A 20,776-nucleotide genomic window follows, 5' to 3' on the forward strand; every position below is an offset into this window, starting at 1 on the left:
ACATCAAGCTGCATGGCAACTTGATGTCCACGAGAATAAAAAGGGGCGCATGCAGCGAGGAGGGATCAATCGGGCCAGCCGCGTGAAGGAACTGTGGCGACGCGACGGCACCGGCGCGCCGCCACGGGTCACTTGGGCTGCTCCTGGAGGGCCAGCAGGTAGCCGGCCTGGAAGCGGCTCTCCGCGTCGAGGGTGGTCATGATCTCGGCCACGTGGCGTCGGCAGGTGCGCACGGACATGCCGAGCCGGCGGGCCACGGCCGCGTCCGTCATCCCGGCCGTCAGCAGCCGCACGATGGCGTCCTTGAGGTCGTCCATGATCTCCGGCTGGACGTCCCCGTCGGCCTCGAAGGGCTCGGCCGTCAGCCACAGGCGCTCGTACGTCTCGACCATGAAGGCGATGACGAACGGGTTGCGCACCACCACGGCGCCGGCGGGGTCCGCCGGGTTCGCGAACACCGCGCACTCCCGGTCGAAGACCAGGAAGCGCATGAACTGGTCGTCCAGCGTACGCACCTGGGCACCACGCCGGGTCACCTGCTCCACGTACGACTGGGTGCCCCGGCTGTTGCGGGCCGTGTGCTGGTACAGCATGCGCATCTGCACGCCCCGCCGGAGTGTTTCGTAGTCCCGGGGAGCGGCCTCCACCAGGACGTCCTCACGGCGTCCGCCGCCCGGCTGGGCCGTGAGGATCTCGCGGCGCGCCTTGGCCGACAACTCGGCGATCGCCTCGCGCACGTCGGGAAGGTTGTCGATGAGCTCGATCTGCCTCCTGTTCTCGCGCGCCAGCAGGCTGGCGTCGAAGACCGGTGAGAACGACACCAGCCGCCGCCTGACCTCCTCGACCCGGGCGCGCCTGCTGCGCAGTTCGGACTCCAGCGGGAGCAGGACGCGGGTGGTCGCCTCGTCGGGCGAGACCGCGACGAAGCCCCGGTCGGGGCGGTCCACCAGGAGGCCCAGTGTCACCAGGTCGGCCAGCGCCCCGCGGAAGTGCTCCTCGGCAACCTCCAGCTGCACACACGCCTTCTCCACATCGAGCGCCTCCCCGTCACACCGGCTGTCGTCGAGCATGAATCCGTACACGCGACGGAGAAGTGCGCTGTCCAGCAACTCCCCCGGAAAATCCTCATGTGTGTTCATTTCCGCCTTCTCGCACCCATGGCAACTTGCTGCAGTGCAGTAACCGGACACGGGGAAGATAAAGCCCGACGGAAGATCGTGTTAAGGCGTCGTCCGACAGGTGGACAGAACCAGCGACCGGGCCGGTCGACGGCACCGTGCGACTTCCGGCCAGGGATACCGCGAGGAACCTGCGAAAAGATGGCGGAGTTCGGCGAAAACGACGGGAAGAACCCGGTCGGAGGCCTTCGGCACGCACTTTCTCGGCACGCCCGGGTCATGTGGCCGGACTTCGTTCCTGTCCGATTCCGTCCGGACGCGTCCACAGAAATCCGGGAGCGGTGGACGAGGAAAGCTCGCCGGTCGTGCGCAGCGCACGTCCGAACCGGACGCACGCGCCCCGGGGCGGGGGAACCCGGGGCGGGGGAACCGCCTTCTCCCAGGGTCTTTTCGCCCGGATCGGGCTGGATCAGGGCCCGGCGAGCCCGGCGTGCTCCGAACGGGAGGAGCTCAGGGCCGTCCCGCCCGGAGCCGGAGGAGTGCACCGCCGCGCCCGACGTCCGCGGCAGCCGCGCCGGGGGGTCGACCCGCTCGCGTCACGGCGATCAGAGCGTGACCGCCCGTTCGACCAGCGTCAGGGCCCGGCCCGGGAGCTCCTCGCGGTCCAGTTCCCCGCCACCGAGCCAGTGGACCCGCGGATCGCGGCGGAACCAGGAGTCCTGGCGGCGTGCGAAACGCTTGGTGGCACGGACGGTCTCGGCGCGGGCCTCGTCCTCGGTGCACTCGCCCGCCAGCGCCGCCAGCACCTGCTGGTAGCCCAGCGCACGGGAGGCGGTGAGCCCCTCGCGCAGCCCCACGGCCTCCAGCGCCCGGACCTCGTCGACCAGACCCGCCTCCCACATCCGGTCGACGCGCAGGGCGATCCGGGCGTCGAGCTCCGGGCGTTCGACGTCCACCCCGATCTGCAGGGCGTCGTACACCGGTTCCTCGCCGGGGAGGTTGGCGGTGAACGGCTTTCCGGTGATCTCGATGACTTCGAGGGCGCGGACGATGCGGCGGCCGTTACTGGGCAGGATCGCCCGGCCGGCACCGGGATCGGCGGTGGCGAGCCGCTCGTGGAGGACGCCGGGGCCGCGTTCGGCCAGCTCCTGTTCGAGCCGGGCGCGTACCTCGGGGTCGGTGCCCGGGAACTCCAGGGCGTCGATGGTGCCCTTCACGTACAGCCCCGAACCGCCGACCAGGATCGCGGAGCGGCCTTCGGAGAGCAGCCGGTCGATCTCCGCGCGGGCGAGGCGCTGGTACTCCGCCACGCTGGCCGTGCGGGTCACGTCCCAGACGTCCAGCAGGTGGTGCGGGACGCCGTCGCGTTCGGGAAGGGTGAGCTTCGCGGTGCCGATGTCCATGCCCCGGTACAGCTGCATGGAGTCGGCGTTCACCACCTCGCCGCCGAGCTGCTGGGCGAGGAACACCCCCAGATCGGACTTGCCTGCTGCCGTGGGGCCGACGACGGTGATGACGCGCGGGGCCGGAACTGGGTTTCTCACCGCCCCAGTCTCCCAAACCTCCCGCGCCCCGCCGACCCGATCCCTCCATTTGTACGACAACGCACTTTTTGTTCCGCGCGAGTAAAATCGGCGGCACCGGACAGGAGTGCCGGTGCGGGAGCTGACTCGGCCCGAGCGACCACGGCACGGAGGATGACCCATGGGGTTCCTGGACAATCTCAAGGCCCGGCTGGGACCGGCGAAGGAGAAGGTCGGCGACAAGGTCGGCGATCTCGCGCACCAGCACGGAGGCAGGATCGAGCAGGGTCTGGACAAGGCCGCGCGCACGGTCGACCAGAGGACCAAGGGCAAGTACAGCGACAAGATCCAGAGCGGTACGCAGAAGGCGAAGGACACGGTGGACCGCCTCGGCCACAAGGACGCGCCCGGCCCGGGCCCGACGACGGGCTTCGGCGGCACGGGCGGTACGCCCCCGCCGCCGCCGGCCCACTGAGGCCGGACACGACGCGTCCGGTCGGCGCCCCGGTACGGAGGATCAGAAGGACGGCCGCGGGGCCCGGCTCCGCGGCCGTCACCCGTTCGCGGGGCCCGTACGGGTGAACGGGTGAACGAGTGACAGCCGGCCGGAGCGCCCCGGACCGTCTACGACCGGCTCGGCTCAGAACGGGCCGGAGCGCCCCGGACCGGCGACGACCGTCTCGGCTCGGGACCGGGACGACCACCGGCTGGGGACCGGGAGCACCATCGGCTCGGGGGCGGGACCAGATCGGCTCAGGACCAGGCGGCGACGGTGTAGCCCACTCCGTACGGCGCGTCCTCGTACAGCGCCCGGCCCCGCAGGCCCGCTCCGTCCGCGGCGCCGGCGAGCACCTGCCAGGGGGCCCGGCCCGCCGCCTTCAGGGCGTACGCGAGGGGGGCGTCGAGTTCCGCGAGGGCCCGCACGTCCGCCGCGCCCAGGGCCCGCGCGGTGGAGGCGTCGAACCCCTCGGCGCGGGGGTCCAGATAGCCGGGTGCCTTGACCGTGCGGCAGGCGCTGCCGTCGCCCATCACCAGCAGGGCCACCCGCTCCGCGCGCTCCGCCAGCCCCCGGCCGGCCTCGGCGCAGCGCTCCGGGGCGAGCTGTTCGCCGACGCCTAGCCCTTCGACGGGGGACGCCGTCCAGCCGGCCGTCGCGAGCAGCCAGGCGCCGACGGCGAGCGAGGCGGGCAGCGGCCGGGAGGGCGCGCCGTCGTCGGGCCCGGAGCCGGCGGAGGCGCCGGTGCCCAGCCGGACGCCGAGATCGACGCCGAAGCCGCGGAAGTCCCCGCTGCTCCCGGCGGGGAAGGTGCCCCGCCCGCCCTCCGCCGCGGGCCCCACCACGATGAGCAGATCGGGGCGGGCCTGGGCGAGGACGGCGAGGGCTTCGGTGCAGGCGGCCCGGGCCGGTTCGAGCTCGGGGGCGGCCCCGGCGGCGACCTCGGGGACCAGCAGGGGCGGGCAGGGGCTCACGGCGGCGGCGACAAGCATGCCGGTCAGCGTACTGGCCGCGCCCCCGCGGGAGAGCGGGCCCTGCCCACGGGCAGCTTTCGTCCGGTAGCCGGGCCCGATCCGGACGAGGGCGCCCGAGCCGGGCCTGATCCGGACGACGGCGCCCGAGCCGGGCCCGATCCGGACGAGGGCGCCCGAGCCGGGCCTGATGCGGACGGCAGGGTCTGGAGAGGGGTCAGTCGCAGCCGCAGCCCGGCGCGGAGGCGGCCGGCAGCGGGGCGGGGGCGCCGATGGTGGGCAGGCCCAGCATCACGCCGACGGGCTTGGCGGCCGCGGCCGCGTTCCGCTTCTCCCAGGCGTCACCGGACCGGGTGGAGCGCACGGCGAGGGTGGCGCCCTCGGCGAGCAGGTGGTGCGGGGCGGCGTAGGTGATCTCGACGGTCACCACGTCACCGGGGCGCACGGTGCCCTCCGGCTTGGTGAAGTGGACGAGGCGGTTGTCGGGGGCGCGACCGGAGAGCCGGTGGGTGGAGCCGTCCTTGCGGCCCTCGCCCTCCGCGACCATGACCTCCAGGACGCGTCCGACCTGCTTCTTGTTCTCCTCCCAGGAAATCTCCTCCTGAAGGGCGGAGAGGCGCATGTAGCGCTCCTGCACGACCTCCTTGGGGATCTGCCCGTCCATGTCGGCGGCCGGGGTTCCGGGGCGCTTGGAGTACTGGAAGGTGAAGGCGTTGGCGAAGCGGGCCTCGCGCACGGCGTGCATGGTCTGCTCGAAGTCCTCCTCCGTCTCGCCGGGGAAGCCCACGATGATGTCGGTGGAGATGGCGGCGTCCGGCATCGCGGCGCGCACCTTCTCGATGATGCCGAGGAAGCGTTCCTGCCGGTAGGAGCGGCGCATGGCCTTCAGGATCGAGTCCGAGCCGGACTGCATCGGCATGTGGAGCTGCGGCATGACGTTCGGTGTCTCGGCCATCGCGGCGATCACGTCGTCGGTGAAGTCGCGGGGATGCGGCGAGGTGAAGCGGACGCGCTCCAGGCCCTCGATCTTCCCGCAGGCCCGCAGCAGCTTGGAGAACGCCTCGCGATCGCCGATGTCGGAGCCGTAGGCGTTGACGTTCTGGCCGAGCAGGGTGATCTCGGAGACGCCCTCGGAGACGAGCGCCTCGATCTCGGCCAGGATGTCGCCGGTGCGGCGGTCCTTCTCCTTGCCGCGCAGGGCGGGCACGATGCAGAAGGTGCAGGTGTTGTTGCAGCCGACCGAGATGGAGACCCACGCGGCGTAGGCGGACTCGCGGCGGGTGGGGAGTGTGGAGGGGAACGCCTCCAGCGACTCGGCGATCTCGATCTGCGCCTCTTCCTGGACGCGGGCGCGCTCCAGCAGCACCGGCAGCTTGCCGATGTTGTGGGTGCCGAAGACCACGTCGACCCACGGGGCCCGCTTCACGATGGTGTCGCGGTCCTTCTGCGCGAGGCAGCCGCCGACCGCGATCTGCATCCCGGGGCGCTTGGTCTTCATCGGGGCGAGCCGGCCGAGGTTGCCGTAGAGCTTGTTGTCGGCGTTCTCACGCACCGCGCAGGTGTTGAAGACCACGACGTCGGCGTCGCCGTCGGCGTCCTCGGGGGCGCGGACGTAACCGGCGTCCTCCAGCAGGCCCGACAGCCGCTCCGAGTCGTGGACGTTCATCTGACACCCGTACGTACGGATTTCGTAGCTCTTGAGTTCTTGAACGTCCACTGCGAGGCTCCGGTCGCTGCTGCTGGTCATCCCACAAGGGTAGGCGCTCCGGGAATGCCCCCTCTCCCGCCCGTTCGCGGGCGGCTCTGGTCAGCGCGGGCCCCGGGCTGGCAGGATCGCGGCCATGTCCCCGACCGGCCCTTCCCCCGCCCGTCGCCGCCTGCTGCGCGCGGGCGGTGCCTCGGTGGTCTCGCTGGGACTCCTGCTCTGGTGGGTGCTGCCGCTCGACAGCCCTTCCCCCAGCGGCTCCCTGGTCTTCTCCACCGGCGTACGGACCGGGGTCTACCAGCTCTACGGGGAACGGCTCGAAAGGGCGCTGGCGACGGACATGCCGGGGGTCTCCATACAGCTGCGGACCAGTCAGGGCTCCCAGCAGAACATCGAGCGGGTCGCGGCAGGTGAGGCGGACTTCACCATCGCCACCGCCGACTCCGTGGCGACGTATCTGCGGAGCGGCAGGCCCGGGGCCCGGCGGCTCCGCGGCTGCGTCCGCCTCTACGACGACTACGTACAGCTGATCGTGCCCCGGTCGTCCTCCGTGCGGAGCGTCGCCGACCTGCGGGGCAAGCGGGTGGGCGTGGGGCAGCTCGGGTCCGGGGTGAAGCTGGTCGCCGACCGGCTGATGGCCGCTGCCGGGGTCGATCCCACGAAGGGGGTCACTCCGGTGACGGCCGGGATCGACACCATGCCCTCGCTGATGGTGGAGGGGAAGCTCGACGCCTTCTTCTGGTCCGGCGGGCTGCCGACCAGCGCGGTCCAGCAGCTCTCGCGCCGGACCGATGTCCGGCTGGTGCCGCTGGAGGACGAGCTGATCCGCCGGCTCCAGGCGGCGGGCGGATCGACCCGCTACTACCGCGCGGCCGTCATGCCCGCCGACGCCTACCCGGACGTGCAGCGGGGACAGTCCGTGCCCACGATCGCCGTCGCCAACCTGCTGGTGACCACGGACCGGACGGACACGGCGATGACCGAGGCGTTCACCCGTACGGTCATCAACAGCCGGGACCGGATCGGGCGGGAGGTGCACTCGGCACAGCTGGTGGACCTGCGGACGGCCATCTACACCGATCCGCTGCGGCTGCACGACGGCGCTCAGGAGTACTACCGGTCGGTCAAGCCTTAGCCGGTGTCCGTCGAGAGGGACCGTCCCGCCGGTCGTGCGGGGCGTCGCGCGGTACGGACACCGTGACCCGCAGGCCGTGGGGGTCGTTGCGGCCGTAGTCGATCGTGCCGCCGCCCGCCGCCAGCAGCACCCGCGCGATGGAGAGCCCGAGGCCGGAGCCGCGGACGTTCTGGTGGCGGTTGCTCCGCCAGAAGCGGTCGCCCACCCGCTCCAGTTCCTCGTCGGTGAGCCCGGGGCCCCGGTCGGTGACCACGACGGTGGAGACGGGGCCCTCCGCGGCGACCGACACCGTCACGTCCTGGCCGGGCGGGGTGAACTTCAGCGCGTTGTCGATCACCGCGTCCAGCGCGCTGGAGAGCGCTATCGGGTCGGCCCAGGCGGTGACGGCCGGAGCCCCGTCCTGGGTGAGGCCGACGCCCTTCCCGTCGGCGACCGGGTGCCAGGCCGCGACGCGCTCCGCCGCGAGGGCGGCGACGTCGGTGAGTGCGAGGTCGGCCTCGGCGTGCTCGGCGAGTGCCAGGTCCAGCAGGTCGTCCAGGACCTGGGCCAGCCGCTTCCCCTCCAGCCGCACCGAGGCGATCTCCTCGTTGCCTTCGGGGAGTTCGAGGGCGAGCAGCTCGATCCTCAGCAGCAGCGCCGAAAGCGGGTTGCGCAGCTGGTGGGAGGCGTCCGCGACGAACGCCCGCTGCTGTTCGAGTACTTCTTCGACGTTGTCGGCCATTTCGTTGAAGGAGCGGGCCAGTCTGCGGAGTTCGGGAGGCCCGCCGCCTTCGACCACGCGGGAGCGCATCCGGCCGCGAGCGATGTCGTGGGTTGCGGCGTCCAGGGTGCGCACCGGGAGCAGCACCCAGCCGGTGAGACGGAACGCGGCCCCGACCGCCACCAGCATCGCCGCCGCCTCGCCGAGGGCGATGATGAGCCAGCCGTGCAGGATGCGGGCCCGCATCTCGTCGGTGGGCGAGTCGATGACGACGACGGCGACGACGTCCCCGTCGCGCACGACGGGCGAGGCGACGACGATCCGGCCGTGCTGCCAGGGCCAGACCTGGGGCGGGTCGTGGGAGCGGCGGCCGAGCAGCGCCTCCTGGAAGGCGGCGCGGCCCTCGCCCTCCCGGGGCAGGTTCCAGGTGGACGGCGCCCTGGCGAGGTAGCGGTCGTCGCGGTAGAAGATCCCGGCCCGGATTCCGTACACGGTGGCGTAGGCGTCGAGGTCCGCCTGGAGGGTGCGGCGGCGTTCGTCGTCGGGGGCGACCGGTTCGCTGATGAACTGGGCGAGCGCGGCGAAGCGCGCGGTGTCGTCGATCCGGTCGATGACGACCTTCTGCTGCTCGGCGCCGGCCACGCTGATCGCGAGGGGGAAGCCGAGCGCCAGCAGCACGGCGGCCATGAGCACGATGAGCAGGGGCAGCAGACGGGTACGCACCGGCGCGGCGGATTCTCAGGCGGCCGGCGGGACGAGCCGGTAGCCGACCCCTCGCACCGTCTCGATGAGCGCGGGCAGCCGCAGCTTGGCGCGGAGCGAGGCGACGTGCACCTCCAGCGTCCGGCCGGTCCCCTCCCAACTGGTCTGCCACACCTCGCTGATGATCTGCTCGCGCCGGAACACCACTCCGGGGCGCTGGGCGAGCAGGGCGAGAAGGTCGAACTCCTTGCGGGTGAGCTGGACTTCGGTGCCGTCGACGCTGACCCGACGGGTGGGGAGTTCGACCCGTACGGCTCCGAGGAGGAGCGCGGCGAGCGGCATCTGCGCGGTGTCCTCGCCGCTGGTGGTGCGGCGGGCGACGGCGTGGATGCGGGCGAGCAGTTCACCGGTGTCGTAGGGCTTGGTGACGTAGTCGTCGGCGCCGAGGTTGAGCCCGTGGATGCGGGAGCGGACGTCGGCGCGTGCGGTCACCATGATGACGGGGGTGGAGGTGCGCTTGCGGATCCTGCCGAACACCTCGTAACCGTCCTGGTCCGGCAGCCCGAGATCCAGCAGGATGACCCCGAAGGGTTCCCGCTCGGCGGGCAGCAGGGCGCGCAGCGCCTCCTCGCCGCCGCGGGCGTGCACGACCCGGAAGCCGTGGCGGGCGAGCACGGCGGACAGGGCCGCGGCGACGTGGTTGTCGTCCTCGACGAGCAGCAGTCTCACTGGCCCTCCTCTCCGTGTTCGGCCGGTCGTGATCGCCGGGCACCGCCTACAGGGCGTTACCCAGGAGGAGACGATAGACGGCGTCCGCTCCCCCCGGCATGCCCGCGGGACGCGCCGCCGGTCTCCGGTCCGCTTCCGTCACCCTCCTGGGCATCAACGCCGACGCGCGGGATCCAGTCAAGTCCCGGCCCGTTACGACGGGGTTTCCGTTACCCACCCGGTACGCCGGCGGACACGGGGCGCCCGACTCCTTCACACCGAGTATCCGGGGAATGCCGGATCGTTATCCTCAATTCTCCCTCAGATCTACTGACGGTCATCGCGCTGCGTCACTAGTGTCCAAGTGCCTCGACACGCAGGGTTCGCCCCTGCCGACCGAGGCGCTGGCCACCCGAGGAGGACGGAGCAAGAGCCGATGAGCGGAGTTTCAGTGACGAAGGCCGCCGAGGATGCCGCACCCGAGGCCGACGACCTCGTCGTACTGAGCAACGTCAACAAGCACTTCGGCGCGCTGCATGTGCTCCAGGACATCGATCTGACCATCGCCCGTGGCGAGGTCGTGGTCGTCATCGGACCGTCCGGGTCCGGCAAGTCCACGCTGTGCCGCACGATCAACCGCCTGGAGACGACCGATTCCGGGTCGATCACGATCGACGGACGCCCACTCCCCCAGGAGGGCAAGGAACTTGCCCGGCTGCGCGCCGATGTGGGCATGGTCTTCCAGTCGTTCAACCTCTTCGCGCACAAGACGGTGCTGGAGAACGTCATGCTGGGCCAGGTCAAGGTCCGCAAGACCGACAAGAAGACCGCGGAGGAGAGGGCCCGGACCCTGCTCGACCGGGTCGGGGTGGGCGTACAGGCGGACAAGTACCCTGCCCAGCTCTCCGGCGGTCAGCAGCAACGCGTCGCCATCGCAAGGGCGTTGGCGATGGACCCGAAGGTCATGCTCTTCGACGAGCCCACGTCGGCGCTCGACCCGGAGATGATCAACGAGGTCCTCGAAGTCATGCAGCAGCTGGCACGGGACGGCATGACGATGATCGTCGTCACCCACGAGATGGGCTTCGCCCGCTCCGCCGCCAACCGTGTCGTCTTCATGGCGGACGGAAAGATCGTCGAAGAGGCCACGCCCGACCAGTTCTTCAGCAACCCCCGCAGCGACCGGGCCAAGGACTTCCTGTCGAAGATCCTTCACCACTGACGACAACGACCTACGACAGAAGGAAAGTTCAGATGCAGCTCCGCAAGTCGGCCGCCCTCGCGGCCATCGCCGTCATCGCTCTGACCGCCACCGCCTGTGGGGGCAAGGAAGGCTCGGCCGGCGACAAGCCCGCGGGCACCAAGCCCGGCGCCTCCGACGCGCCCGCCCTTCCCACGTACACCGTCGCCACCGGGGTCGACCTGGACTCGCCGGCCTTCAAGGAGGCGAAGAAGCGCGGCAAGCTGATCATCGGCGCCAAGGCCGACCAGCCGTACCTGGGCTTCGAGGACCAGTCCACGAAGGAGCGGTCCGGCTTCGACATCGAGATCGCCAAGATGATCGCCGCGGACCTCGGCTTCTCGGACAAGCAGATCGAGTGGAAGACCGTCGACTCCGGCATCCGCGAGACGGCGATCTCCAAGGGCCAGGTCGACTACTTCGTCGGTACGTACACGATCAACGACAAGCGCAAGCAGTTGGTCGGGTTCGCCGGTCCGTACTACAAGGCGGGCGCCGACCTGCTGGTCCGCTCCGACGAAAAGGCCATCACCGGCACGGACACGCTGAAGGGCAAGAAGGTCTGCTCGATCGTGGGTTCGACCCCGCTCCAGGAGATCAAGAAGCCGGAGTACGGCGCGAGCGTCGTCGAGCTGGCCAAGTACTCGGACTGCGTGCAGCAGCTCCTGACCAACCAGGTCGACGCGGTCACCACCGACGACTCGATCCTCAAGGGTTACGCGGCCCAGAACCCCAAGAAGCTGCGGGTCATCGGCAAGCCCTTCACCGAGGAGCCCTACGGCGTCGGCCTGAACAAGGACGACAAGGTGCTGCGGGACGCGATCAACGACTCGCTCGAGAAGCACGTCCAGGACGGCTCGTACAAGAAGATCTACGACGCGACCCTCGGTCTCTCCGGCTCGGCGTACACCGCCCCGCCGGCCATCGAGCGCTACTGACGGCGCGCCGCCCGGCGTCACTTCCCCGACGCCGGGCGGCCCCGCCCGCCCGACCCGACCCGTACGCCCGACCGGCCCCGTACGCCCGATGCCGCTGACAGCCGACGCGGAGACCTCATGAACGTACTGCTCGACAATTTCCCGGAGTTCCGCGACGGCTTCATAGGCACGGTGTCGATCACCGCCGTCAGCTCGGTCATCGCACTCGTGCTCGGCGTCGTCATCGCCGGCATGCGGGTTTCACCGGTGCCGCCCCTGCGGATCTTCGGCACGGCCTGGGTGACGCTGCTGCGCAACACCCCTCTGACGCTGCTCTTCCTCATCTTCTTCTTCGTCGTGCCGCAGGTCTTCTTCTCGGGCCTGAGCCCGTTCGTCCTCGGCTCGCTGGCGCTGGGCTTCTACACCTCGTCGTTCGTCTGCGAGGCCGTCCGCTCCGGCATCAACACCGTGCCGCTGGGCCAGGCCGAGGCCGCCCGCTCGATCGGCATGTCCTTTCCGCAGACCCTGCGCCTCGTCGTCCTCCCGCAGGCGACCCGGTCCGTGATCCCGCCACTGAGCAGCATCTTCATCGCCCTCACGAAGAACTCGGCCATCGCCGGCGCCTTCAGCGTCACCGAACTGTTCGGCTGGCAGAAGCTGATGAGCGACCGCGGTTACGCGATCACCCCCGTCTTCATCTGGGTCGCCCTCGGCTACCTGGTCGTCACCTTTGTCATCAGCGGTCTCTTCCGGCTGCTGGAGCGCCGTATGGAGGTCGCCCGATGAGTGCCAGCGTTCTCTACGACGCGCCGGGCCCGAAGGCCATCGCGAGGAACCGCGTCTACGCGGTGGTCGGCGGCGTCGCCATCCTGGCGCTGATCCTCTTCGCCATCAAACGGCTGTCGGACACGGGCAACCTCGATTCCGGCATGTGGGACATCTTCAACTACGCGGGCATCCGGCAGAACATCGCCGACGCGGTGCTGGCCACGCTCAAGGTCTTCGGCCTGGCGGCGGTCGGATCGGTCGTCCTCGGCGTGGTGCTCGCGGTCGGCCGTCTCTCCGACCACCGGCCGGTGCGCTGGGTCGCGACCACGTTCATCGAGCTGTTCCGCTCGATCCCGCTGCTCATCACGATCTACGCGATCTGGGTCGGCTTCCTGACCGACTACTCGATGTGGGCGCTGGCGCTGGGCCTCTCCGTCTACAACGGCTGCGTCCAGGCCGAGGTGCTGCGGGCCGGAATCAACTCGGTCCCCCGGGGCCAGAGCGAGGCCGCGTACGCGCTGGGCATGAGCAAGTCGCAGGTGATGCTCGGCGTGCTGATGCCGCAGGCCGTGCGGGCGATGCTGCCGACGATCATCAGCCAGCTGGTGGTGACCCTCAAGGACACCTCGCTCGGCTACATCATTCTGTATCCGGAGCTGCTCCAGACCGCGCGTCTGATCGCCTCCAACACCCTGGTCGACGGCAAGTACCCGTACGTCTCGACGATCGTCGTCATCGGCACCATCTACGTGACGATGTGCCTGCTGCTGTCGGCGCTCGCGACCTGGATCGAGCGGCGCGGCCGGCGCGCCAAGACGGGCATCGCCGTGGCGTCGGCCGCTCCGGCCGCCGGCATCGACGCGCCCGTCGCGACCGCCACCGTCCCGGCCGCCCGGCCGGGGGGCGCAGGGGGCGCGGACCTTCCGCCGGCCGCGGGAACCGTCACGAAGACGGCCGCGACCGACGGGACCGGGGGGACCGAAGGGGACCGCGGGACCACCGGCACGTCCTGACGACCCGTCCGGAACGAGGAGCATTCGAGGCAGTGGCGCATGCGCCGCTGCCTCGCTCGCTTGACGCGGGCACCCCCAGTGGGTTGCATACGTTCTGTGATCACGCACCGGACTTCGACCGCTTCGACTACCAGGTTTCGCATGACCGTTCGGGCCGGAGGGTACGCACCGTGGACCCGGTGATCGTCGTCGGCACCGGACCCGTGGGTCTGACGCTCGCCCTCGCCCTGGCGGCGCACGGCGTGCCCTCCGTACTCCTCGACGAGGGGCTCGGCAAGGACGAACCACGCCCCGCGCGCACGGTGGTGCTGCGCGAGGACACCACCGACCTGGTCATGCGGCTCGGCTGCGCCACTCCGGACCGCGCGGCGCTGAGCTGGTCGGGCTGGCGTTCGCTCCGCCGGAACCAGCTGGTACGCGAGGTGCCGCTCGGTGCGAGCCCGGGAAGCGGATCGGCGCCGGCGCCGGTGCACCTGCCGCAGCACGCGCTCACCCGCGGGCTGCGGGCCGCCGTGGCGGCGCACGAGCTGATCCGGCTCGTGCCGCTCAGCCGGGTCGACACCCTGGAGCAGGACGCCTCCGGCGTGACCGTGCACACCAAGGACCCCGACGGGACCTGGTGGCGCGGAAGTTACCTGGTCGGATGCGACGGAGCACGCTCCACCGTGCGCAAGCTCCTGGACGTCAGGTTCCCGGGCCGGACCGCCGTGGAACGCCACGCCGTCGCCGCGCTGAGGGTCGAACTCCCCTGGCCGGGACAGGCCGTGCTGCACCGTCAGCCGCCGTGGCGCACGGTCGGCACCGAGGTGACGGCCCGTCCGCTCCCGGGCGGGGTCTGGCGGCTCGACTGGCTGCTCCCGACCGACGGTGAACTGGTCACGCCCGAGGCGCTGATCGCCCGCACCCGGGAGACGTTGGCCGGCTGGTGCGGGGAGACCCCGCCCTACGAACTGCTGGACACCGGTGTCTACACGGTCCACCACCGGCTCGCGCTGCGCTGGCGGGTGAAGCGGGCCTTCCTCGCGGGGGACGCCGCCCACCTGCTGGGCGCGCTGGGAACCCAGGGCGTGGACGAGGGCCTGCGGGACGCCGAGAACCTCGCGTGGAAGCTGGCCCAGGCCTGGCACCACGGAGCATCCGAACTGCTGCTCGACAGCTACCAGGCCGAGCGCCGGGCCGCCGTGGCCGCCCGGTTGCGCGCCGCCGACCAGTCGCTGCCGATACTGCGTGGCGGAGGCGGTCTGCGGACCCTGGTGGCGGGCGGCGCACGCGGGCAGGACACCCTCTTCTTCGACGCACATCTCGGGTACGGCCCGCTCGGCGCGCCCCCTTCGTACACACACTCCCCCCTCGCACCACAGCACGCCCAGGCGCACGCCCCGGTCGGTACGCCCCCCGGTGCGCCGGTCGCCGAGGTCCGGGCGACCGCTCCGGACGGAACATCCGTACGACTGCGGGCCCGGCTGGGGCGCGGCCGGTTCCTGGTGGTGCTGATCGCCCCGGGCACCGGCGTCTGGGACCGTCGGCACTGGATGACGGCGGGCGTGATGCCCCGCCTCGCGGAAGCCGTGCGCGCCCTTCCGGTGGAGAGCGAACTTCTCGTCACGGAGAGCTATCCGGGCGCGGCGGCCCACACGGTTCTGCTGATCCGGCCGGACGGACACCTGGTGGCCTCGTTCGCCGGGGTGCGGCCGGCGGAGCTCTTCGCCGCGGCGGACGCCGCGCGGGGCGGTCCGCCCGGAACACCCGGTACGCCCGGCGCCGCCCCCGCGGACGACGGCTCGACCCCGCGCACCTCCGCGCGCTCCGAGAGGGCCGCCACACTCAATTGACCCGCGTCAACACGCGTGGTGTACTCCAGACCATGACCGACGACACCTGCGTGCGCCTGTGGCGGAGGGTCCACATGGACCTCGTCCGCTACGCGGGCTGCGTGTGTCGCCCTTCCTGCTGACTCGCCTCTCCCCGCCGTGCCGTGCTGCCTCCGCACCGGCACGCGCCTTCACGCGAACTCTCAGGACGGTCATCGTGTCTGCGCTCTCCGCCTCTTCCGTGCCCGCGGCCTCCCCGGCTGCCCCCGTACCCGACGTCTCCCCCGAAGCGCTCGAAGCCCTCGAAGCGCTCGAACTCCCGGCCGGGACCGGTACGCTTCCGGTCGCACCACCCCCGGCAACCGCGCCGACGGTGGCGGAACTGCTCGAATTCGCCCGCCGGACCGCGACCGACGCCGAGTTGATCGCCTCCCTGCCGCTCGACCCCGAGGGCCGCACCTGGGTGCGGCTGGACGGGCCGGCCGGCAGCGAGGCCTGGCTGATCGGCTGGCCGCCGGGCACGGGTACCGGCTGGCACGACCACGCGGACTCGGTCGGCGCCTTCCTCACCGCGTCCGGCACCCTGAAGGAACACTCACTGGCCGCCCGGCTGCCCACCGACGGGTGGCGGACGCTGGAGCTGACCGAGGGGATCGACCGCAGCCGTGAACTGACGGCAGGTCAGGGGCGTGCGTTCGGCCGCCACCATGTGCACGAGGTGCTCAACGAGTCCCCCACCGAGCACGCCGTATCCGTGCACGCCTACTACCCGCCGCTGCCCCGCATCCGCCGCTACAGCCGTACGGGCGCGGTGCTCCGGCTGGAGCAGACCGAGATTCCGGAGGACTGGCAGTGAGCGAGCACGAGAAGATCCGCGCGGCAGGCGGCGACTCGGCGCCCGCGCCGGTCGGCATCGACGAGTTCCTCGAACGGGTTCGGAAAGGCTTCGAACGGGTCGGCCCGGAGGAGGCCGCGGCGGAAGCCGCCGAGGGCGCACTGCTGGTCGACATCCGCTACGCCGCCCTGCGCGAACGCGACGGTCTGATCCCGGGTGCGCTGGTCGTCGAACGGAACGAGCTGGAGTGGCGGCTCGATCCGTGGGGCAGCCACCGCGCGGAACAGGCGGTCGGCCACGACCTGAGGATCGTGGTCGTCTGCAACGAGGGGTACGCCTCCAGCCTCGCCGTGGCCTCCCTGCACCAGCTCGGCCTGACCCGCGCCACCGACCTCGTCGGCGGCTTCCAGGCATGGCGTGCGGCCGGACTCCCGGTCACCGCCTCCGGGTGAACGTACGCGTGCGGAGGTACCGCTACGTGGGGCCGGCCGGCCTGTGGCCCATGGCTCGGCCCCACGACCTCCGGCCCCACGACGTCCGGCCCCACGACGCCCTGCCCCACGACCTCCGGCCCCACGACGCCCTGCTTGCCGGCACAGGGCACCGCTCCGGCCGATCCGGTGACGGCCGATCCGCCGGCGGCGGTTTCCGGATCGCCTCGGCGGCGGACTTCGACGGGTGGGTGTCCCTGCGCCCCGCACCGGAGTTGCGCGAGCCGTTCACCTACGTCGTCGACGGGGACGGCACCCTGCGGCTCGCCCCGCGCCGCAGCGAACATGTGGCCTGCGCCGACGGGGAGTCCGTACGGGGCGCGGGAGAAGTCGGCTTCATCCGTGATAGGGCCACGTGGGCGGTCGACGGGATCAGCAACCAGTCGACCGGCTACTGCCCGGACATCAGTTCCTGGCCCGCCGTCGCGAGGGCGCTGGACCGAGCGGGACTCGCCCGGCCGGACCGCTTCACCCATGAGGTGGTGTTCCGGCGCTGCCCCGGCTGCCAGGCGCACAACATCGTCCGCGAGGGCCACTTCGTCTGCGTGTTCTGCGACGGGGAACTGCCCGCGCTCTGGAACGTGGACCCCTCGGCCTGAGGCCCGCACCGCGTTCCGGTGGACAGGAGGTGAGCGGGAAACGCCCCGCTTCGGCGTGCACGCCTCTCTCCTGTTCGTACCGTCCTCTCCTGTTCGTACCGTCCTCTCCGGCCCGTACCGCCTCTCCTGTGCGTGGGCGCGGGCCCCGTTCGCAGGCACACCGTTCCCGGGCCTACCCGAACGGCCGCTCCCCGGTGGAGCGGTCCCCGCGCAGGCCACACATTCGCCTCATGCACCACGAGGCGAATGTGTACGGAGACCGCGCGCTGATGGACACGAACTCCCCCGTCCTCACCCCGGACGAGCTCGACCTCCAGGCGTCCCGCCTCCAGGAATCGGAGACCTGGCGACGGATCCTCGCCGGCTGGGACCACTCGGCCCCCGAACCCGTGCGGCTCCGCCGGGCCACCGAGTCCGCCGGTGCGCTCACGGCCGCCCCCGGCCCTGCCGACGTACTCCCCACGCGGTCCCCGGAGCACTGGCGCGCGCTGCTTTCCGTACCCGTCGATCAGCTCGTCGCGGACTCCCTGCGTACGCTGCCCGCCGCGTCCCCCGCCGAGCGGCGCCTTCCGGGGCGGCTCGGCGCGATGCTGCCGGACCGGCTCCACTCCTGGCGGCGCATCGGCCGGAGCGACGTACGCCCTTCGGTCCACCTGGCGTACGCGCGGCTGATCCTGACGGAGTGGGGGTGGCAGAACACTCCGTACCGGCTGCGCAACGCCCGCGGCGCACGGTGCGTGTGCGGGTCGATGCTCACGGCGCACCGGCTCGGCTACGGCTCCGCCGAGACCGTGGACCGGGCCGGGGCATGGATGATCACCGAGCTTCGCTCGCAGGGCTGGACCGATCTGATCGGCCCCTGGAACCGGGCGCCCGGCCGCACCGCCTCCGACGCCCTCACCCTGATCGACGCCACCATCCGACGCGCCTCCCTGGCCGGTCACTGACCCTCGGCCGGAGTTGACCGACGGCCGGAGTTGACCGTCGGCCGGAGTTGACCGTCGGCCGGAGTTGACCGTCGGCCGGAGTTGACCGTCGGCCGGAGTTGACCGTCGGCTGGGATTGACCATCGACCCGGGACTGACCATGTGCTGGGTTTGACCGTCGGACGGAGTTCGGCAACCGGAGTCCGGCAGCCGCCCTCCCTACCACCACCCACCACGGGACCGCTTCGCCTCGACGCGTCACCGAGCGCATCCGGAAGGGCCATGCCTCCTCGGCGCACCTCAGAACGGCTCGTCCAGTCCCTCCGTGTCCTCCCCCTCGGCCTCCAGCGCCTGGCGCACCACGCGGAGTGCCATGCCTTCTCCGTATCCCTTGCGGGCGAGCATGCCCGCGAGGCGGCGCAGCCGCTTGTCCCGGTCGAGCCCCCGCGTGGACCGGAGCTTGCGCGCGACCAGTTCGCGGGCCGTCTCCTCCTCCTGCTCGGAGTCGAGCTGGCCGACCGCCTCGTCGATCACCGCGGAGTCGACGCCCTTCGTGCGGAGCTCACGAGCGAGCGCCCGGCGTGCAAGGCCTCGGCCGTGGTGCCGGGACTCGACCCAGGAGTCCGCGAACGCCGCGTCGTCGATCAGCCCCACGTCCTCGAAGCGCGACAGCACTTCCTCCGCCGCCTCGTCGGGAATCTCCCGCTTGCGCAGCGCGTCCGCGAGCTGCTTGCGGGTGCGCGGCGTTCCGGTGAGCAGGCGCAGACAGATGTTGCGCGCCTGTTCGACCGGGTCTCGCGGCTCCCCCGCCCCGGCCCTCGACGAGGAAGGGGAGCCGCTGCTTCTGGAACGGGACCGACGGCCCTCTCCCTCGCCGAACCCCGCACCGCCGCCGAATCCCGTCCCCGGGCCCGCCCCCCGACGGGCTCCGGGACGCGACTCCGCTTCGGTGTCCGACTCCGGACCCGCCCCCGGTCCGCCCGCGAGACCGCCCGCATGCCGCGGGCGCGGCTCCACACCGGATCCGGTGGCCGGCTCCGACCACTCCGTACGCCGTGTCACGGGAACGAGAACCCTAGCTCTTGGCCGCCGCGGCGGTCTTGGTGGCCTTGGCCTTGACCGCCGCAGCCGTGGTCGCCGGCTTCGCGGTGCTGTCGGCCGCCCCTGCGGTCGCGGCGTCCGCCGCGTCCGTACCGGCCGTCGGAGCGTCGCTCTCCGGGCGGACACCGACGCCGAGCTTCTCCAGGATCTTCTTCTCGATCTCGTTGGCGAGGTCGGGATTGTCCTTGAGGAAGTTCCGGGCGTTCTCCTTGCCCTGGCCGAGCTGGTCGCCCTCGTACGTGTACCAGGCGCCGGCCTTGCGGACGAAGCCGTGCTCCACGCCCATGTCGATCAGACCGCCCTCGCGGCTGATGCCCTGGCCGTACAGGATGTCGAACTCGGCCTGCTTGAACGGCGGCGCGACCTTGTTCTTGACGACCTTGACGCGGGTACGGTTGCCGACCGCGTCGGTGCCGTCCTTCAGCGTCTCGATGCGGCGGATGTCGAGACGGACCGAGGCGTAGAACTTCAGCGCGCGGCCACCGGTCGTGGTCTCCGGGGAGCCGAACATGACGCCGATCTTCTCGCGGAGCTGGTTGATGAAGATCGCGGTCGTCTTGGACTGGTTGAGCGCGCTGGTGATCTTGCGGAGCGCCTGGCTCATCAGGCGCGCCTGGAGACCCACGTGGGAGTCACCCATCTCGCCCTCGATCTCCGCACGGGGCACCAGAGCCGCCACGGAGTCGATGACGATCAGGTCGAGTGCGCCGGAGCGGACCAGCATGTCCACGATTTCCAGAGCCTGCTCGCCGTTGTCCGGCTGGGAGAGGATCAGGTTGTCGATGTCGACGCCGAGCTTCTTGGCGTACTCCGGGTCGAGCGCGTGCTCGGCGTCGATGAACGCCACCTGGCCGCCGAGCCGCTGCGCGTTGGCCACGGCGTGCAGGGTCAGGGTCGTCTTGCCGGAGGACTCCGGGCCGTACACCTCGACCACGCGGCCACGCGGCAGACCGCCGACGCCGAGGGCGACGTCGAGCGCGGTGGATCCCGTGGGGATCACCTCGATGGGTTCGTTCGGCCGCTCGCCGAGGCGCATCACCGCGCCCTTGCCGAATTGGCGCTCAATCTGTGCGAGAGCGGCGTCCAGCGCCTTCTCGCGGTCGTTGCCTGCCATGGGTTCCACCCGATTTGCTTGAGTCGATCGCTTCACGTCAAAGACGCTAACCCCTGCCACTGACAATGGGCCTCGACGTCCTCCCGGCCTGTGGAAAACTCCACGGCCGTGCCCGGGAAACCCGGGCCCGCATGCCATGAGAATAGATGTTCGATTTTGGTGTCAAGCGCACCACGCCGTCCTGGACGCACGGCCCGGGCGGTGCCGTGCCCCTCCCCGCGCGGACGCCGTTACCAGCGCGGACGCCGTTGCTACGGTCTCCTGATGAAGAGCTGGGACGAGAATCACGTCCGCGCACGGATATCGGAGAAGTCGGCACGGGACCCGGAGCGGCAGCGGTTCGGGGCGGCCACGCACCGGTACGAACTGGGCCCCCGGCTGCCGGAGGGGGAGATCCTGGCCTTCGAGGTAACCCACGGCATCCGTCTGCCGCAGGCGTACCGGTCGTTCGTCGCGGAGGTGGGCGACGGCCCCGCCGGGCCCTTCCACGGGCTGATGCCCTTGACCACTCCCCGCCCGGAGGCGCGCGGCCCGCGAGCCATGGACGGCATGGACGGCATGGACGACACGGACGCCGTGGACGCCGTGGACGACACGGACGACGACCAGTGGGCCGTCGACGACGAGTGGGAGGACGACCGGCTTCCGGGCCGGCTCACCGAGCCGTTCCCGCTCTCCGGTCCCCTTCCGGGCCCGATCGGCGCATCGGCCGACGCCCTGACGCGGGGCACGCTCACGCTGGCAGAACTGGGCTGCGGCATCCACCACCGGCTCGTCCTGAACGGCCCGCGGGCCGGCGAGGTCTGGCAGATCGATGCGGACTGGGGTGGCTTCGTGCCGGTGAACCCGGGCTTCCGCACCTGGTACGCCGACTGGCTGGAGGAACGGTGACGCCGGTCGACG

General features: G+C 71.4%; 21 protein-coding genes. 13 read left to right on the forward strand and 8 right to left on the reverse strand.

Annotated features, from left to right (window positions below; translation table 11 throughout):
* Positions 1-128: 128 nt before the first annotated feature.
* Together ACFZAX_RS02505 and miaA are read right to left on the reverse strand one after the other, a co-directional pair.
* Entirely contained in the window at positions 129-1,139 is a 1,011-nt protein-coding gene (locus ACFZAX_RS02505; protein ID WP_390958289.1) for a LuxR family transcriptional regulator, read from the reverse strand.
* Positions 1,140-1,723: 584 nt separating this feature from the next.
* The gene (gene miaA, locus ACFZAX_RS02510; protein WP_390958291.1) at positions 1,724-2,662 is read right to left on the reverse strand and encodes a tRNA (adenosine(37)-N6)-dimethylallyltransferase MiaA; all 939 of its coding nucleotides are present in this window, start codon (positions 2,660-2,662) and stop codon (positions 1,724-1,726) included.
* 160 nt (positions 2,663-2,822) lie between these two features.
* Here miaA and ACFZAX_RS02515 point away from each other — a divergent pair, with 160 nt between their 5' ends.
* Entirely contained in the window at positions 2,823-3,116 is a 294-nt protein-coding gene (locus ACFZAX_RS02515) for an Rv0909 family putative TA system antitoxin (protein WP_390958293.1), read from the forward strand.
* A 278-nt stretch (positions 3,117-3,394) separates the two neighbouring features.
* On the opposite strand, the gene ACFZAX_RS02520 is transcribed toward ACFZAX_RS02515, so the two are convergent.
* Together ACFZAX_RS02520 and miaB are read right to left on the reverse strand one after the other, a co-directional pair.
* On the reverse strand, positions 3,395-4,129 hold the full coding sequence (locus tag ACFZAX_RS02520; RefSeq protein ID WP_390958295.1) for a class III extradiol dioxygenase subunit B-like domain-containing protein: 735 nt from the start codon (positions 4,127-4,129) through the stop codon (positions 3,395-3,397).
* A gap of 196 nt (positions 4,130-4,325) precedes the next feature.
* Positions 4,326-5,855 carry a tRNA (N6-isopentenyl adenosine(37)-C2)-methylthiotransferase MiaB gene (gene miaB / locus ACFZAX_RS02525; RefSeq protein ID WP_390958297.1) on the reverse strand — a complete coding sequence of 510 codons (1,530 nt, stop codon included), beginning with the start codon at positions 5,853-5,855 and terminating at the stop codon, positions 4,326-4,328.
* 94 nt (positions 5,856-5,949) lie between these two features.
* Between miaB and ACFZAX_RS02530 the strand changes: the two genes are divergently transcribed.
* Positions 5,950-6,948: a TAXI family TRAP transporter solute-binding subunit gene (locus tag ACFZAX_RS02530; protein ID WP_390958299.1), complete on the forward strand. Its 999-nt coding sequence runs from the start codon at positions 5,950-5,952 to the stop codon at positions 6,946-6,948.
* Here ACFZAX_RS02530 and ACFZAX_RS02535 read toward each other — a convergent pair.
* Together ACFZAX_RS02535 and ACFZAX_RS02540 are read right to left on the reverse strand one after the other, a co-directional pair.
* The gene (locus ACFZAX_RS02535) at positions 6,938-8,371 is read right to left on the reverse strand and encodes an ATP-binding protein (protein ID WP_390958301.1); all 1,434 of its coding nucleotides are present in this window, start codon (positions 8,369-8,371) and stop codon (positions 6,938-6,940) included. The two genes, ACFZAX_RS02530 and ACFZAX_RS02535, sit on opposite strands and share 11 nt — an antisense overlap.
* A gap of 15 nt (positions 8,372-8,386) precedes the next feature.
* Positions 8,387-9,079, reverse strand: a complete 693-nt coding sequence (locus ACFZAX_RS02540) for a response regulator (protein WP_390958303.1) — start codon at positions 9,077-9,079, stop codon at positions 8,387-8,389.
* A gap of 415 nt (positions 9,080-9,494) precedes the next feature.
* Between ACFZAX_RS02540 and ACFZAX_RS02545 the strand changes: the two genes are divergently transcribed.
* The 10 genes from ACFZAX_RS02545 to ACFZAX_RS02590 all read left to right on the forward strand — a co-directional run bounded on the left by ACFZAX_RS02545 (position 9,495) and on the right by ACFZAX_RS02590 (position 17,679).
* On the forward strand, positions 9,495-10,280 hold the full coding sequence (locus tag ACFZAX_RS02545) for an ATP-binding cassette domain-containing protein (RefSeq protein WP_390958305.1): 786 nt from the start codon (positions 9,495-9,497) through the stop codon (positions 10,278-10,280).
* 32 nt (positions 10,281-10,312) lie between these two features.
* A complete protein-coding gene (locus ACFZAX_RS02550) occupies positions 10,313-11,236 on the forward strand; it encodes a transporter substrate-binding domain-containing protein (RefSeq protein ID WP_390958307.1) in 924 nt (307 codons plus the stop codon).
* A gap of 117 nt (positions 11,237-11,353) precedes the next feature.
* Positions 11,354-12,001, forward strand: a complete 648-nt coding sequence (locus tag ACFZAX_RS02555; RefSeq protein WP_390958309.1) for an ABC transporter permease subunit — start codon at positions 11,354-11,356, stop codon at positions 11,999-12,001.
* Entirely contained in the window at positions 11,998-12,996 is a 999-nt protein-coding gene (locus ACFZAX_RS02560; protein WP_390958311.1) for an ABC transporter permease subunit, read from the forward strand. Before ACFZAX_RS02555 ends, ACFZAX_RS02560 begins: the two co-directional genes overlap by 4 nt.
* 170 nt (positions 12,997-13,166) lie before the next feature.
* Entirely contained in the window at positions 13,167-14,828 is a 1,662-nt protein-coding gene (locus tag ACFZAX_RS02565; RefSeq protein ID WP_390958314.1) for an FAD-dependent monooxygenase, read from the forward strand.
* A 32-nt stretch (positions 14,829-14,860) separates the two neighbouring features.
* Entirely contained in the window at positions 14,861-14,950 is a 90-nt protein-coding gene (locus tag ACFZAX_RS02570) for a putative leader peptide (RefSeq protein ID WP_328719044.1), read from the forward strand.
* A gap of 74 nt (positions 14,951-15,024) precedes the next feature.
* A complete protein-coding gene (locus ACFZAX_RS02575; RefSeq protein WP_390958317.1) occupies positions 15,025-15,663 on the forward strand; it encodes a cysteine dioxygenase in 639 nt (212 codons plus the stop codon).
* Positions 15,660-16,094, forward strand: a complete 435-nt coding sequence (locus ACFZAX_RS02580) for a rhodanese-like domain-containing protein (RefSeq protein WP_390958318.1) — start codon at positions 15,660-15,662, stop codon at positions 16,092-16,094. Before ACFZAX_RS02575 ends, ACFZAX_RS02580 begins: the two co-directional genes overlap by 4 nt.
* A gap of 131 nt (positions 16,095-16,225) precedes the next feature.
* Positions 16,226-16,732, forward strand: a complete 507-nt coding sequence (locus ACFZAX_RS02585; protein WP_390958410.1) for a hypothetical protein — start codon at positions 16,226-16,228, stop codon at positions 16,730-16,732.
* Positions 16,733-16,962: 230 nt separating this feature from the next.
* Positions 16,963-17,679 (forward strand): hypothetical protein, encoded by a 717-nt coding sequence (locus ACFZAX_RS02590; RefSeq protein WP_390958320.1) that lies wholly within the window; start codon positions 16,963-16,965, stop codon positions 17,677-17,679.
* A gap of 279 nt (positions 17,680-17,958) precedes the next feature.
* On the opposite strand, the gene recX is transcribed toward ACFZAX_RS02590, so the two are convergent.
* A complete protein-coding gene (gene recX, locus ACFZAX_RS02595) occupies positions 17,959-18,720 on the reverse strand; it encodes a recombination regulator RecX (protein ID WP_390958321.1) in 762 nt (253 codons plus the stop codon).
* A gap of 13 nt (positions 18,721-18,733) precedes the next feature.
* The gene (recA, locus tag ACFZAX_RS02600; protein ID WP_390958323.1) at positions 18,734-19,873 is read right to left on the reverse strand and encodes a recombinase RecA; all 1,140 of its coding nucleotides are present in this window, start codon (positions 19,871-19,873) and stop codon (positions 18,734-18,736) included.
* A gap of 264 nt (positions 19,874-20,137) precedes the next feature.
* Between recA and ACFZAX_RS02605 the strand changes: the two genes are divergently transcribed.
* Complete coding sequence (locus ACFZAX_RS02605; protein ID WP_390958325.1) at positions 20,138-20,764, forward strand: SMI1/KNR4 family protein; 627 nt, start codon at positions 20,138-20,140, stop codon at positions 20,762-20,764.
* Positions 20,765-20,776 lie beyond the last annotated feature (12 nt).

This window comes from Streptomyces sp. NPDC008125, assembly GCF_042957125.1.
Classification (GTDB): Bacteria; Actinomycetota; Actinomycetes; order Streptomycetales; family Streptomycetaceae; genus Streptomyces.

What these genes read in the sequence shown, in the direction of transcription:
- miaB (WP_390958297.1), bottom strand. Translation starts at nt 5,855, where the DNA reads ATGACCAGCAGCAGCGACCGGAGCCTCGCAGTGGACGTTCAAGAACTC.
- ACFZAX_RS02555 (WP_390958309.1), top strand. Translation starts at nt 11,354, where the DNA reads ATGAACGTACTGCTCGACAATTTCCCGGAGTTCCGCGACGGCTTCATA.
- ACFZAX_RS02515 (WP_390958293.1), top strand. Translation starts at nt 2,823, where the DNA reads ATGGGGTTCCTGGACAATCTCAAGGCCCGGCTGGGACCGGCGAAGGAG.
- ACFZAX_RS02560 (WP_390958311.1), top strand. Translation starts at nt 11,998, where the DNA reads ATGAGTGCCAGCGTTCTCTACGACGCGCCGGGCCCGAAGGCCATCGCG.
- ACFZAX_RS02605 (WP_390958325.1), top strand. Translation starts at nt 20,138, where the DNA reads ATGAAGAGCTGGGACGAGAATCACGTCCGCGCACGGATATCGGAGAAG.
- ACFZAX_RS02590 (WP_390958320.1), top strand. Translation starts at nt 16,963, where the DNA reads ATGCACCACGAGGCGAATGTGTACGGAGACCGCGCGCTGATGGACACG.
- ACFZAX_RS02570 (WP_328719044.1), top strand. Translation starts at nt 14,861, where the DNA reads ATGACCGACGACACCTGCGTGCGCCTGTGGCGGAGGGTCCACATGGAC.
- recA (WP_390958323.1), bottom strand. Translation starts at nt 19,873, where the DNA reads ATGGCAGGCAACGACCGCGAGAAGGCGCTGGACGCCGCTCTCGCACAG.
- ACFZAX_RS02545 (WP_390958305.1), top strand. Translation starts at nt 9,495, where the DNA reads ATGAGCGGAGTTTCAGTGACGAAGGCCGCCGAGGATGCCGCACCCGAG.
- ACFZAX_RS02505 (WP_390958289.1), bottom strand. Translation starts at nt 1,139, where the DNA reads ATGAACACACATGAGGATTTTCCGGGGGAGTTGCTGGACAGCGCACTT.
- ACFZAX_RS02530 (WP_390958299.1), top strand. Translation starts at nt 5,950, where the DNA reads ATGTCCCCGACCGGCCCTTCCCCCGCCCGTCGCCGCCTGCTGCGCGCG.
- ACFZAX_RS02550 (WP_390958307.1), top strand. Translation starts at nt 10,313, where the DNA reads ATGCAGCTCCGCAAGTCGGCCGCCCTCGCGGCCATCGCCGTCATCGCT.
- ACFZAX_RS02520 (WP_390958295.1), bottom strand. Translation starts at nt 4,129, where the DNA reads ATGCTTGTCGCCGCCGCCGTGAGCCCCTGCCCGCCCCTGCTGGTCCCC.